14 protein-coding genes and 1 tRNA gene are annotated in these 13,244 nt (G+C 69.6%); 6 read left to right on the forward strand and 9 right to left on the reverse strand.

Annotation, left to right across the window (positions count from 1 at the left end; genetic code table 11):
* Positions 1-29 precede the first annotated feature (29 nt).
* On the reverse strand, positions 30-1,379 hold the full coding sequence (locus tag IE157_RS01325; protein ID WP_193518903.1) for a molybdopterin molybdotransferase MoeA: 1,350 nt from the start codon (positions 1,377-1,379) through the stop codon (positions 30-32).
* 66 nt (positions 1,380-1,445) lie between these two features.
* Between IE157_RS01325 and moaA the strand changes: the two genes are divergently transcribed.
* The 3 genes from moaA to IE157_RS01340 are packed head-to-tail and all read left to right on the forward strand — an operon-like array spanning position 1,446 to position 4,099.
* Complete coding sequence (moaA, locus tag IE157_RS01330; RefSeq protein WP_082943125.1) at positions 1,446-2,522, forward strand: GTP 3',8-cyclase MoaA; 1,077 nt, start codon at positions 1,446-1,448, stop codon at positions 2,520-2,522.
* Positions 2,523-2,526: 4 nt separating this feature from the next.
* Positions 2,527-2,790 carry a MoaD/ThiS family protein gene (locus IE157_RS01335; RefSeq protein ID WP_064845233.1) on the forward strand — a complete coding sequence of 88 codons (264 nt, stop codon included), beginning with the start codon at positions 2,527-2,529 and terminating at the stop codon, positions 2,788-2,790.
* A 4-nt stretch (positions 2,791-2,794) separates the two neighbouring features.
* Positions 2,795-4,099, forward strand: a complete 1,305-nt coding sequence (locus tag IE157_RS01340; protein ID WP_098055951.1) for a molybdopterin molybdotransferase MoeA — start codon at positions 2,795-2,797, stop codon at positions 4,097-4,099.
* Positions 4,100-4,116: 17 nt separating this feature from the next.
* Here IE157_RS01340 and IE157_RS01345 read toward each other — a convergent pair whose 3' ends face one another.
* From IE157_RS01345 to IE157_RS01370, 6 genes are all read right to left on the reverse strand, one after another.
* Positions 4,117-5,283, reverse strand: coding sequence for a GNAT family N-acetyltransferase (locus tag IE157_RS01345; RefSeq protein ID WP_193518904.1), 1,167 nt, complete (start codon positions 5,281-5,283; stop codon positions 4,117-4,119).
* A gap of 196 nt (positions 5,284-5,479) precedes the next feature.
* Positions 5,480-6,190 carry a 50S ribosomal protein L1 gene (gene rplA, locus IE157_RS01350; RefSeq protein WP_064845235.1) on the reverse strand — a complete coding sequence of 237 codons (711 nt, stop codon included), beginning with the start codon at positions 6,188-6,190 and terminating at the stop codon, positions 5,480-5,482.
* An 86-nt stretch (positions 6,191-6,276) separates the two neighbouring features.
* The gene (rplK, locus tag IE157_RS01355; RefSeq protein ID WP_035959909.1) at positions 6,277-6,705 is read right to left on the reverse strand and encodes a 50S ribosomal protein L11; all 429 of its coding nucleotides are present in this window, start codon (positions 6,703-6,705) and stop codon (positions 6,277-6,279) included.
* Positions 6,706-6,841: 136 nt separating this feature from the next.
* Positions 6,842-7,714: a transcription termination/antitermination protein NusG gene (nusG, locus tag IE157_RS01360; RefSeq protein ID WP_098055949.1), complete on the reverse strand. Its 873-nt coding sequence runs from the start codon at positions 7,712-7,714 to the stop codon at positions 6,842-6,844.
* 45 nt (positions 7,715-7,759) lie between these two features.
* Complete coding sequence (secE, locus tag IE157_RS01365) at positions 7,760-8,026, reverse strand: preprotein translocase subunit SecE (protein WP_064845237.1); 267 nt, start codon at positions 8,024-8,026, stop codon at positions 7,760-7,762.
* A gap of 63 nt (positions 8,027-8,089) precedes the next feature.
* Positions 8,090-8,162, reverse strand: a tRNA-Trp gene (locus IE157_RS01370).
* Positions 8,163-8,476: 314 nt separating this feature from the next.
* Here IE157_RS01370 and IE157_RS01375 point away from each other — a divergent pair.
* Positions 8,477-9,697, forward strand: a complete 1,221-nt coding sequence (locus IE157_RS01375; protein WP_193518905.1) for a pyridoxal phosphate-dependent aminotransferase — start codon at positions 8,477-8,479, stop codon at positions 9,695-9,697.
* Positions 9,694-10,062: a hypothetical protein gene (locus tag IE157_RS01380; protein ID WP_131332449.1), complete on the forward strand. Its 369-nt coding sequence runs from the start codon at positions 9,694-9,696 to the stop codon at positions 10,060-10,062. Before IE157_RS01375 ends, IE157_RS01380 begins: the two co-directional genes overlap by 4 nt.
* A 520-nt stretch (positions 10,063-10,582) precedes the next feature.
* On the opposite strand, the gene IE157_RS01385 is transcribed toward IE157_RS01380, so the two are convergent.
* Positions 10,583-10,960: a hypothetical protein gene (locus IE157_RS01385; protein ID WP_318281244.1), complete on the reverse strand. Its 378-nt coding sequence runs from the start codon at positions 10,958-10,960 to the stop codon at positions 10,583-10,585.
* 71 nt (positions 10,961-11,031) lie between these two features.
* Entirely contained in the window at positions 11,032-11,943 is a 912-nt protein-coding gene (ppk2, locus tag IE157_RS01390; protein ID WP_172644385.1) for a polyphosphate kinase 2, read from the reverse strand.
* Positions 11,944-12,152: 209 nt separating this feature from the next.
* Between ppk2 and IE157_RS01395 the strand changes: the two genes are divergently transcribed.
* A complete protein-coding gene (locus IE157_RS01395) occupies positions 12,153-13,184 on the forward strand; it encodes a 6-phosphofructokinase (protein WP_085108437.1) in 1,032 nt (343 codons plus the stop codon).
* Positions 13,185-13,244 lie beyond the last annotated feature (60 nt).

The raw sequence follows: 13,244 nt of genomic DNA on the forward strand, positions 1-13,244 counted from the left end.
CTGTTGTCCGGGCTCCGGCTCTCGTTCGCTCACGCTGGCTCTCCTGTTCGTTCCGTTCCGTCTGCTGCGCCCGCGGGCACCGGGTCGTCGTCCGCGGGCAGCACGCCGCCGTCCACCGGCAGCACCGCCACGGTCGTCCCGGCAGCGAGTTCGTGCTCTCCGGGCGGGATGCGCACCAGGACGTCCGCATGGGCGGCGGCGCTCAGCAGGTGCGACGACGCTCCCCCCACGAGACGCACGCGCGGGACCGTTCCGTCCCCCGGGTGTTCCATACTCCCGCGGCGCAGCTGGGTCCTGGTGACCAGCGGTCGAACCGCCTCGCCCAATTCGGCCGTGAACCACCGCGGCGACGGGCAACACCCCCACGCGGCCGCGAGCGCGGGACGCACGAAGACCTCGCACGAGACCCACGTGCTCACGGGATTACCGGGCAGGCAGATCACGGGCACGCCACGGAACGTGCCGTGTCCCTGGGGGCCTCCCGGTTGCATGGCCACGTGGCCGAACCACGTGTCCCGGCCCTCCCGCTCGAGGCCCTGGCGCACGACCTCGAACGCGCCCGCGCTGATCCCGCCGCTCGTGATCACGAGGTGGGGTCGTGCCTCGGTGACAACGTGATCCAGGGCTCGCACGAAGGCGTCCGGGTCGTCGTCCACACGGACCCGGGTCACCGATTCGGCGCCCGCCTCGGACAACCACGCGGCCAGCAAGGGGCCGTTGGCGTCGTGGTACATCCCGGGGCGCGGCGCGTGCCCGTCGGGCGCGATCTCGTCCCCTCCGCTCACCACGACCACACGCGGTCCGGTGCGCACGGACACCTCGGTTCCCGGGCCCAGTCCGAGCGCGGCGCACGCACCGAGCGCCGCAGCCCCCAGCCGCGTTCCGGCGGGCAGCGCCACGGCGCCGCGGGCGACGTCGCTCCCGGCCGCTCGCACGAAGGTGCCCTCGGTGACGGACCGGGCGACGTCGGGGCTGATCGTCACGGCCGGGACGTCGAAGCGCGGGGGACGCACCCGTTCCACGGGGATCACCGCGTCCGCGCCCTCGGGGAGCACGGCCCCGGTCATCACGGCGGTCGCGGTACCGGGTGTGTGCCGCGCCGGTTGGGCACCCGCGGGCCGCACGTCCGCGACGGGCAGTTCGATCCCTTCAACATCCCCTGGCTGGGGCGGGACGGAGGGGGTCAGATCGGCCACGCGCACCGCGAACCCGTCCATCTGCGAGTTCGCCAACGGTGGCAGGTCCGCCTCCGCCACGAGGTCCCGGGCGAGCACGCGTCCCGCGGCGCGCGTGAGGGGCAGGAGTGCGGCGTCGTCGTGGGACGCCGAGTTGAGCAACTCGACCAGCGTGCGCTGGTGCGTTTCGATACAGCGGGACATGGCTCCAGGGTAGCCACCCCGCCGGGGGTTCCGCCCGTGCTGGGGGCAGCACCTACACTGGACGGTATGTCCGTTTTCCTCGGTAATCCCCATGTCCTCCCCGTTCGCGGGGTGCCCACGCAGGGGCCGTTGACGGACCGCTTCGGACGTACCGCCACGGACCTGCGCATCTCCCTCACGGACAAGTGCAACCTCCGGTGCACGTACTGCATGCCCGCGGAGGGCATGCAGTGGCTGCCGCGTGAATCGTTGCTGACGGTCCCGGAGATCGTGCGTTTGGCCGCCATCGCCGTCTCGGACTTCGGGGTGCGGGAGATCCGACTCACGGGCGGGGAACCGCTCATCCGCCCCGATCTCGAGGAGCTCGTGGCCGCCCTGACCGAGCGCATGCCGGGGATCCCCGTGTCCATGACGAGCAACGGCATCGGACTCGCCGGGCGTGCCCAGGCCCTCGCGGACGGCGGGATGACCCGCGTGAACATCTCCCTGGACACCCTGTGCGCGGACACCTACGAGAAGCTCGCCCGCCGCGGGCGGCTCACCCAAACGCTCGAGGGCGTGGCTGCCGCCCAGGACGCGGGCATGAGCCCGGTCAAGCTCAATGCCGTCCTGATGCGCGGGATCAACGACCACGAGGCGCCCGCGCTGCTGCGCTGGGCCCTGGACCACGACTGCGCCCTGCGCTTCATCGAACAGATGCCCCTGGACGCGGACCACGGCTGGACCCGGAAGAACATGGTCACGGCCACCGAGATCCGCGAGTCCCTGTCCCGGGACTTCGACATCACCCCGGACACCGCACCCCGCGCGGGCGCCCCCGCGGAGAAGTACCTCGTGCGGGAACGCGGTCAGGACACCGTGGTGGGGACCGTGGGGATCATCGCGTCCGTCACGGAACCGTTCTGCGAGGACTGCACGCGCACTCGGATCACCGCGGACGGCCACGTGCGCTCGTGTCTGTTCTCCCACCACGAGACGGATCTGATGCACCTGTTGCGCTCGAACGCGACCGACCGGGACATCGCCCAACGCTGGCGCGATGCCATGTGGGTCAAGCCGCGCGCCCACGGGATGGACCACGCGGGCCTCGACTCCGGGGACTACGTCCAGCCCGACCGCAGCATGAGCGCGATCGGGGGCTGAGACCGTGCTCGTGCGTTATTTCGCGGCGGCCGCTGCCGCGGCCGGGACAGAGGAAGAGCACGTGGAGACCACCACGGCGCTGACCCGCTCCGAGCTGCAGCAACTGTTGGTCACCCTGCACCCCGTGGCCCCACCGGGCGAACGCACGTTGGCCCAGGTGTTGCCGCAATGCTCGTGGCTCGTGGACGGTGTGGCCGCCCGGGACCAGGAGTCCCCGCTGGCCCCGGCCGCCACGGTGGACGTCCTCCCGCCCTTCGCGGGGGGCTGATCGGATGCCTGGTCCTACCCCACCCGCGTGGAGTAGCGGTCTCGAACCCCTGCACCACGCGGCGCGTGACGCCGCCCGGACCCTCGCACACCGGGCCGGTTCGGTGCTCGCGGACTCCCGGCCCGGCGGCGCGATCGAGATCGTCCCCCTGGACCGGGCGGCGGGTCGCACCGCGGCCCACGACGTCCGCGCGGCATGTTCCGTCCCGCACTACGCCTCGAGCGCGATGGACGGGTACGCGGTCCACGGACCGGGACCGTGGCGCGTCGTCGCCCCGGGCTCCCGTGCGGGGGCATCCGACGGACGGCGACTGGATGATCACCTGGCCGACGGCGCTGCGCCGTCCGCGCCGCTGCCGAGTGCCGCGTCCGCGGTCACGCTTGCGCCCGGCACGGCCGTCCCCGTGGTCACGGGCGGCGTGATCCCGGACAGCACCACCACGGTCATCCGCGAGGAATTCGCAACCCGCCGCGGCGAGCTCCTTGAGCTGTCCCCCGGCAGCCCGCGCACGGAACTCGCGGGCAGGCACATTCGCCCGGCCGGAACGGAATGCGCCGAGGGCGAGACCGTGGTGCGGGCGGGCGCCGTGCTCTCCCCCGCGCACGCGGCGTTCCTGGCCGTGGCCGGACGGGACGACGTGCCCGTGTGTACCGTCCCGCGCGTGGCCCTGCTGCTCACGGGTTCCGAGGTGCGCACCAGCGGGCTCCCGGCTCCCGGGTACGTGCGCGATGCGTTCAGCATGTCCCTGCCGCCCATGGTGAAGGCCTTCGGCGGGCGCACGGTCACGGTGAGCCGCGGTCCCGACGACGCCGCGGCGCTGCGTTGCCTGCTCCGCGAACTGAGTGCCGAGCACGACCTCGTGGTCACCACGGGTGGCACGTCCCGCTCGCACGCGGACTTCGTGCGTCCCCTGGTGCAGGACGAGTGCCACGTGCTCGTGGACCAGCTGGACCTCATGCCCGGTCACCCCACATTGTTCGCAGCCGCGCGGGACACCGCCGTGCTCGCGCTGCCCGGCAATCCCCTGGGCGCCATGGTGGCGTTCCTGCTGCTGGGTGGGGCGTTCCTGGCCGGCCACCTGGGCCGCGATGCCCAACCTTTCGCCCCCGCGATTGCCGGGGAGGATCTGGCCGACGCCCGCTCCGAACGATTGCTACCGGCCCGGCGGCACGAGGACGGCTGGGTGCCGTGCCGCGCGGTGGGCTCCAACATGGTGCGCGGACTCGCCGCGGCGCAAGGGCTGCTGTCCGTGCCCCGGGACGGGCTGGCCCGCGGACAGGAGACCGTGGTGCTGCCCCTGCCGTGGTGAGTGACCGGCCCCGGCGGTCAGTGGATGCTGAAGTCCTGCTCCCAGATCGCGGACTGACCGGCGTCCCGGAAGCCTAGCTGGGCGTTGACCCAGTTCATCCGGTCGTTGCCGCTGTGGGTCCACGAGTACACGGTCCGGACCTCGGGGGCCACGTTCGTGAGCTGCTCGAGGTTGGCGAGCTTGAGCCGCATCCCCAACCGGTGCCCGCGGTGGGTGCGCACCACGAGGGTCTCGTCCTGCAGGGCCAGGGCCGGGCGGTGCTGCGCGAGGATCAGTTCGGTCATCCCCACGAGCTCGCTCGTGCGCACGTCCTGGACCACGGCCATCAGGGACCGGTCGCCGTCCTCCTGACGCAGCTGTTCCGTGCGGCGCACCCGCGCGCTGTCCCACGGGTCCGGGTCCGCCACGATCGGGCGCACGAACGAGTCCGTGGGGATCTTGGCGTGCAGCTGCGCGAGCGGGGCCAGGAGCTCGTCCGGGGCCTCCCCCACCCACGTGTGCAGGCGGTAGTGGTCCGCGAAGGGCACGGCCTCGAGGGATTCGTGGATGCGCGCGGCGCGCTGTTCGTCCAGCGGCACGGGCAGGAGCGCGAAACTGCTGACCGTGCGCAGGGTGTACCCGGCGTGCTGGGCGAAGCGGGTCTGGCGGTGGCTCGCGGGCAGGCGCCCGGAACCATCGGCGGCGTCGAGCCATGGGACGGGAGCCACGGGGCTCGCACCGCCGTCGGCCGTGCCGTCCGCGCTGCCGTCCCCGGGGCCGGAGGGATCGCGCGCCTCGGACGCGGGGTGCTCGGTCACGAGGCGGATGAACCGGCGGGACTCACCCCGCGCAAGTTGCTCCGCAGCACTCAGAAGAGCGCGCCCGATCCCCTCGGAGGTCTCGTCCGGGGCCACGTCCACCGCGATCTGCGCCATGTCGGTGTCCGTGATCAGGGGCATCCGCACCTCGGCGCGCCCCACGAGACGGTCGTCGAAGTACGCGCACAGGACGTTCACGCGCTCGTAGGGGTCGTGCAGGTCCCGGAAGATGTCGTGGGCGCCGTTGCTGAGCTGACCGGTGCCCCACACGTGTCGCCGGGAGGACTGCACGAGCGCGGCCACGCGCCCCAGGACCCGCTGCGCCTCGTCATCGAAGGTGTCGGGGATGCACAACAATTCGATGCGTACCGGTGACGGCTCCGTCACAGTGATCTCCTTCCGCGCCGCCCGGCCGGGACGGCACCCGGGCGACGGGCCCCGTCCACGGAACCCGGCCTCAAGTACATCAAGAATTCGTAACGGTGTTTCCATCGTCCCACGAAAGAAGGGTCCGGCCGGTGACGGCACGGACCCTTCCCTCGACGGCAGGGAATGCGAGCGTTCCCTCGTTACGTACCCGCGATCACGCCTGGGTGGTGACCTCGGTGGCGCTCGGGTCCACAGGGATGCCCGGGCCGAACGTGGTGGCCACGGTAGCCTTGGTGATGTAACGGCCCTTGGACGCGGCCGGCTTCAGACGAAGCACCTCTTCCAGCGCGGCACCGTAGTTCTCGGCCAGCTTCTGGGCGTCGAAGGACGCCTTGCCGATGATGAAGTGCAGGTTGGAGTGCTTGTCCACGCGGAAGTCGATCTTACCGCCCTTGATGTCGGACACGGCCTTGGCCACGTCCATCGTCACGGTGCCGGTCTTGGGGTTCGGCATGAGGTTACGGGGACCCAGGATCTTGCCCAGGCGGCCCACCTTGCCCATCATGTCCGGGGTGGCCACGGCGGCGTCGAAATCGGTCCAACCGCCCTGGACCTTGGCGATCAGGTCGTCGGAACCCACGAAGTCCGCACCGGCGGCCTCGGCCGCGGCGGCCTTGTCACCGGTTGCGAACACGACCACGCGGGCGGTCTTGCCCGTGCCGTTGGGCAGGTTCACGGTGCCGCGGACCATCTGGTCCGCCTTGCGGGGATCCACACCGAGGCGCATGGACACCTCGACGGTGGAATCGGACTTGCTGTTCTCGGCCAGTTCCTTGGCCAGGGCGACCGCCTCGGCGGGAGCGTAGAACTTGCCCGCCTCGATCTTCTCGGCAGCTGCCCGGTATGCCTTGCTGCGCTGTGCCATCTGCTTGTTCTCCTTGTGCAGTTGTGGTCAGCGGGCCGCGCTCGGCCCTGCCACGATGGTTGTTTTCGGTACGAGCTCGGAAGAGCTCAGTTGACCTCGATGCCCATGGAACGGGCGGTGCCGGCGATGATCTTCGCGGCGGCCTCGACGTCGTTGGCGTTGAGGTCTTCCTTCTTGGTCTCGGCGATCTCACGGACCTGGTCCATGGTGATCTTCCCGACCTTATTGGTGTGTGGGACACCGGAGCCCTTGGCGACGCCGGCGGCCTTCTTGATCAGCTGCGCGGCCGGCGGGGTCTTGGTTACGAACGTGAACGAGCGGTCCTCGTACACGGTGATCTCGACCGGTACGATGTTGCCGCGCTGGGATTCCGTGGCCGCGTTATAGGCCTTGCAGAATTCCATGATGTTGACGCCGTGCTGACCCAGCGCGGGACCCACCGGGGGAGCCGGGTTGGCGGCGCCCGCCTGGATCTGCAGCTTGATCAGGCCTGCGACCTTCTTCTTGGGAGCCATGTGATGGTCCTTCTTCTAGCTGTGCGTACCGCCGCACAGGAGCGTACGACGGCGAGTGGTCGCCGTGGCGCGGCGACCGAACGGAAACACCCCGGACCAAAGCACATCCGAGGCCGGATTCCGAAACCTGATGGGACTAGATCTTGGTGACCTGGTCGAAACCGAGGGTCACGGGGGTCTCGCGTTCGAAGATGGACACCAGTACCACGAGCTGCTGGGATTCCACCTTGATCTCGGAGATCGTGGCCGGGAGGGTCTCGAAGGGGCCCTCCTTCACGATCACGGACTCGCCGACCTCGAAGTCCACGGTGACCTGCTGGGCGCCACCCTGGGCACCCGCGCCGGAACCGGCGGTCTCGCCCAGGCCCTTGGCCTTTTCGGGGGTCTCGAACGTGGGGGCGAGCATGTCGAAGACCTCGTCCAGGCGCAGCGGCACCGGGTTGTAGGCGTCCTGGCCCACGAAGCCCGTGACACCCGGGGTGTGGCGCACAGCGCCCCAGGAGGCATCCGTGAGGTTCATGCGCACGAGCACGTACCCGGGGATCCGCACGCGGCGCACGGTCTTGCGCTGCGAGTTCTTGATCTCCACGACCTCTTCCATGGGCACCTCGATCTGGAAGATGTCCTCTTCCATGTTGAGGGACTGGATGCGGGTCTCGAGGTTGGTCTTCACACGGTTCTCGTACCCCGCGTACGTGTGGATCACGAACCAGTCGCCCTCTTGGCGGCGCAGCTTGGCCTTAAATTCCACCGCGGGGTCGACGTCGTCCTCGGCGGCTTCTGCCGTGGCCGCGGCGTCCTCGGTGGGGACGGGCACGGCCTCGCCGTTACCCTCGGCGGCGTCGAGGTCGGCTTCCTGCACGGTGCGCTCCTCGGAGTCCTGCTGCGGATCCGTGGTCTCGGTGGTCTCGGACGTGCTCTGCGCCGACTCGTCCCGCGCAGCGTCCGCCATCAGGGAGTCGAACTGAGCGGGCTGGGTGTCGTCGTTATCGAGCTCGTGATCGGTCACCGGGGATTCCTGCTTTCTGTGGACGTCTGGAAGTGGTGGAAGGACTTACTGGGCCTGGTCGCCGTTCCCGAACAGCCAGATGGCCACCTGACCGAAGCCCAGGTCCAACAGGGAGATCAACACCATCATGAACGCCACGAACGCCAGCACGACCAGGACGAAGTTGACCAGTTCCCGGCGGGACGGGGCGACGACCTTCTTGAGTTCTCCCACGACCTGACGGATAAACAGCCAGATCCGGCCGAAGATCCCACGTTTGTGATCGGAACCGGCAGGTTGACCCGGGGTCTGTCCTGTGACGGTGTGCGACATCGGCTCTCCCCTGCGTGAAGCAACTTCTCGGCGGTGGTGTGCGTGCCGTTGTGGGTCCTGAAGCAGGGCAGACAGGACTCGAACCTGCAACCTGCGGTTTTGGAGACCGCTGCGCTACCAATTGCGCCACTGCCCTTCGACACCGTGCCGCAGCCGTGCGCGACACGAAATCCGGTGCCCGAGCCTATCATCGGCCCATCATCCCGCCGACGGGAGTCCATCCCGGGGCAGAGCGCACCGAACTGGTGGCGGCACCAACAGACCATGGTACGCGCCCGCCGCGTCCCGTGCAAAGCAAGGGTCCGGCCACCTAAGCTGGGAGCGGTGTCCGCGTCCCCGGTTGGACCCCGGGCCCGTCAGGTTCCCGTACGGATCCGTGCGCGGGCCAGTGAGAGGCCCGCCCGCCGGGACGACCCGGTCAGTCCAAGCAGCCCAGTCAGCCCAGGAGAAATGATCACCATGTCACCAGCGCAGCAGCGCATCTCGCATCGGATCTCGGCGATCGCGGAGTCCGCGACCCTCGCCGTGGACGCCAAGGCCAAGGCCCTCAAGGCCGAGGGGCGGCCGGTGATCGGCTTCGGCGCGGGTGAACCGGACTTCGCGACCCCCGACTACATCGTGGATGCCGCCGCCGAGGCCCTCCAGGACCCCAAGAACTTCCGCTACTCCCCCGCCGCGGGACTGCCCGAGCTGCGTTCAGCGATCGCGCAAGCCACGCAGCGCGACAGCGGATGGGCCGTGGAGCCCTCCCAGGTGCTCGTGACCAACGGCGGCAAGCAGGCCGTGTACCAGGCGTTCCAGACGGTCGTGGACGACGGCGACGACGTCCTGCTGCCCGCCCCATATTGGACCACCTACCCTGAAGCCATCCGACTGGCCGGCGGCAACCCCGTGGAGGTCTTCGCGGGTGCGGACCAGGAGTACAAGGTCACGCCCGAACAACTTGAGGCCGCATACACGGAGCACACCAAGGCCCTGTTGTTCTGCTCGCCCTCCAACCCCACGGGTGCGGTCTACACCGCCGAGGAGACCCGGGCCGTGGGTGAATGGGCCGCGGCCAAGGGCATCTTCGTGATCAGCGACGAGATTTACCAGCACCTCACGTACGACGACGTGGAGTTCACCTCCATGGCCCGCGCCGTACCCGAGCTGCACGAGAACCTCATCCTGCTCAACGGCGTGGCCAAGACCTACGCGATGACCGGGTGGCGTGTGGGCTGGCTGATCGGTCCCGCGGACGTCGTGAAGGCCGCGACCAACCTGCAGTCGCACCTGAGTTCCAACGTGAACAACGTGGCCCAGCGCGCGGCCTTGGCCGCCCTGAACGGGCCCATGGACCAGGTGGAGCGCATGCGCGAGGCCTTCGACCGGCGTCGTCGCACGATCGTGGACGGGCTCAACGCGATCGACGGCGTGGTGTGCCCCACCCCCACCGGTGCGTTCTACGCGTACCCAGACATCACGGCGTTGTTGGGCCGCGAGTTCGCGGGCGTCACGCCCACCACGAGCGCGGAGCTCGCGGAACTGATCCTCGAGAAGGCCGAGGTGGCAGTGGTCCCGGGTGAGGCCTTCGGCCCGTCCGGGTACCTGCGCCTGTCCTACGCCCTGGGCGACGACGATCTCGCCGAGGGCCTGTCCCGTCTGCAGAACTTCCTGGGAGGCACCGAATGAGCGTCAAAGAGACCTTGCACGAGCTGGACGAATTGCTGCCCTCCGCCGTGGCCCTGCCCAGCTCGGCTGTGGTGGCCGGCGGACTGATCGGCGGTTACGCGGTGGCCCGTTTCACGGGGGTGCGCGCCCTGGGCGGCGCGGTCCTGCTCGCGAAGGGCGTGGTCGCCGGGCGCACGTGGTACCGCTCCGCGGGACCCGCCACGACCGCGGGCCTGAGTGTGCTGTACCTCGCCGGGTTCGGACTGTCCCACCCGCTGGCCAAGAAGATCGGCGCGTGGCCCTCGGTGTTCACCGTGGCCGCTGTCAACGCCGCGGCGTCGTGGGCGCTCGTGGACCGGCACAACTTCCGGGGCGAGACCGCCTGAGGCCCCCGCGCGGACGCACCCTTCACCGCGCACGCACCCTCCCCAGCGCACGCACCCCCGACGGCGGATGACCGCTGTTGGGGGCGCCGTTCGTTCAGGGGCGCTGTTCGTGCAGGGAGCGCCTTCCGTTCAGACGGCGCGGTCCGTTCAGGCCGTAAGGCCCGTTCGGGGAGCGCCGTCCGCACGGATGATCAGTGCGCGGATTCCCGGGCCGAGCGGCGTTTGCGACGACGGCGACCGCGAGATCCGCCGCGAGCACGAGGCCGCGAGTTCGCTGTAGAGCCGCCCGGGCTCACCCACCAGCAGGTCCCGGCGCAACCGGTCGATCGTGGTGCGCAGTGGCAGAGTGCAGTCTTTGCAGCAGGGCCATGAACCAGGCGTGGGAGGGGCGCGCACCCTCGCAGGCACGTTCGGACGACGGTGCGTTCCGTGTTGCGGACATGATGAAGTACCTCTCGACGGCATGTGGTGAGGACACCCCGCAGGTGAGTGCCCGGGGTGTGCTCGAAAGGAAAGCGGCTCAGACGGAGAGAGCCGGCGGTCCGCGTGGGGAGATGATGCGCACGGGTGACCACGCGCGCGGGGGCAGGGGGTAGGCCAGGGGGACGGGGCGCAGGGCGTGACCCTGGGCGTGGGCCGTCCCGATCACGTGGGAGGACGGCCCCGCAGCATGACCGCCCAGCGAGAACGGCGCGTGGAAGGGCACCTGGCTCAGCGCCACGGCACACGCGGTTCGTACGGCGCCGAGACGCCGCCCGGCGAGAAGCACGCACACGAGCCCCACGATCGAGAGGGTCAACGCCAGGAGGGCCACGTTCGGCGGGTTCGGGTCCACCGCGTAGTGGGACGTGGCCGCGCACAGGGTGGATACGCCAGCGGCCGCCCAGCCTCGAATCAATCAGGCCGGGCGGCTCACGGGGGTGGAACCAACCATGGACGCTTCCGGGGGACGGTGGGAGGAGCCGGGTATCAGTCGTCCACGGCGTCGCGGCCGCGGCGCACGATCAGCGGGTCTGGCGGGTACACCACGGAGGTGTCCTTGTCCTCGTAGTCGAACTGGTTGAGGAAGAAGCGCATGGCGTTGAGGCGGGCGCGCTTCTTGTCGTTGGACTTGATGGTGATCCACGGGGCGTGGTCCGTGTCCGTGCGGCGGAAGGTCTCCTCCTTGGCCACGGTGTAGTCCTCCCAGCGGTCCAGGGACGCGAGGTCCATGGGCGAGAGCTTCCAGCGGCGCACCGGGTCGATCTGGCGGATCGCAAAGCGCGTGCGCTGCTCGTGCTGCGTCACCGAGAACCAGAACTTGGTCAGGTGGATCCCCGAGTCCACGAGCATCTTCTCGAACACGGGCGCCTGCAGCATGAAGCTCTCGTACTGCTCGTCCGTGCAGAAGCCCATCACGCGCTCCACGTTGCCGCGGTTGTACCACGAGCGGTCGAACAGCACGATCTCACCGTTGGTGGGCAGGTGCTGGATGTAGCGCTGGAAGTACCACTGGCCCTGCTCGCGGTCCGAGGGCTTGTTCAGGGCCACCACGCGGGCGGCGCGGGGGTTGAGGTGCTCGGTGAAACGCTTGATGGTCCCGCCCTTGCCCGCGGCGTCCCGGCCCTCGAACACGATCACGTGTTTGAGGTCGTTGTCCTGACCCCAGTACTGGAACTTCAACAGTTCGATCTGCAACTGGTACTTCTCGAGCTCATAGTCCTCGCGGGACATCCGCTCGTCGTACGGGTACCCCTCACGCCACGTCTCCACCGCGCTTCCACCCGGGTCGATCAGATCGGGGTCCGGGGACTGCCCGTCCCGCACGGTGTACCCCTGGTCCACGAGCTTGTCGATGAACTCGCGCAGGTTCTCCCGGGCCGGTTCTTGCTGGGCGGTCATAACGTCCTCCTGGTGGCCTGACATCGCGAACGGCGTGTTCACAGATCCTCCCCCGATCTTAGTTGTCCACATTAACCACGGGTGGACGGGACCCACCGTGTGCCGCGCATCCGTTCATCCGGTGTCCCGGGCAACGCCGAGCGCGCGTCACTAGGATGGAAGGGGAACAACGAGACGACACGACACGACAGAGGGGAACTGAGGCACACATGCGAATCGGGCTCATGACCAGCGGCGGGGACTGCCCCGGACTCAACGCGGTGATCCGCGGCGCGGTGTTGCACGGCATCAAATCCTTCGATCACGAGTTCGTGGGCTTTCGGGACGGCTGGCGCGGCGTCGTCGAAGGGGACATCATCGACCTGCCGCGGCAAAGCGTGCGCGGCCTCGCGCGCCAGGGCGGGACCATCCTGGGCACCTCGCGCACCAACCCCTTCGACGGCCCCCAGGGCGGTCCCGAGAACATCGCCAAGGTCCTGGAGCGTCACGGGATCGACGCCGTGGTCGCGATCGGCGGCGAAGGCACCCTGGCCGGCGCCAAGCGGCTCGCGGATGCGGGGCTGCCCGTGGTGGGCGTGCCCAAGACCATCGACAACGACCTGCAGGCCACCGACTTCACGTTCGGTTTCGACACCGCGGTCTCGATCGCAACGGATGCGATGGACCGGCTGCGCACCACCGGCGAATCGCATCACCGGTGCATGGTCGCGGAGGTCATGGGCCGCCACGTGGGCTGGATCGCGCTGCACTCCGGCATGGCCGCCGGCGCGCACGCCATCCTGATCCCCGAATTCCGGGAGTCCATGGAGCAGGTTTCCGAGTGGGTCCGTGAGGTCCACGAGCGTGGCCGCTCACCGCTCGTTGTCGTGGCGGAGGGCTTCATCCCCGACGACCGCGAGGAGGCCATCGCGGGCAAGGGCACCGAGGCGTCCGGGCGCCCGCGGCTGGGGGGCATCGGGGACTTCGTGACGCGGGAGATCGAGGAGAACACCGGCATCGAGACCCGCAACACGATCCTGGGTCACATCCAGCGCGGCGGCGCGCCCACCGGCTTCGACCGTGTCCTGGCCACGCGACTGGGGATCGCCGCCGTGGGGATGGCCACCGAGAAGCAGTGGGGCAAGATGTGCGCGCTGCGCGGCACGGACGTGGTGCGCGTGGACTTCTCCGAGGCGCTCGACGGGCTCAAGGTGGTACCGCAGGACCGCTACGACGAGGCCAAGGTGCTGTTCGGTCGCTGAGCCCCGACTCGTGGTGACGCCCCGTTCCCCTCCGAGGGGAACGGGGCGTCACCACATGTC

Origin of the sequence: Kocuria marina, assembly GCA_014652975.1 — a bacterium.
Classification (GTDB): domain Bacteria; phylum Actinomycetota; class Actinomycetes; order Actinomycetales; family Micrococcaceae; genus Kocuria; species Kocuria marina.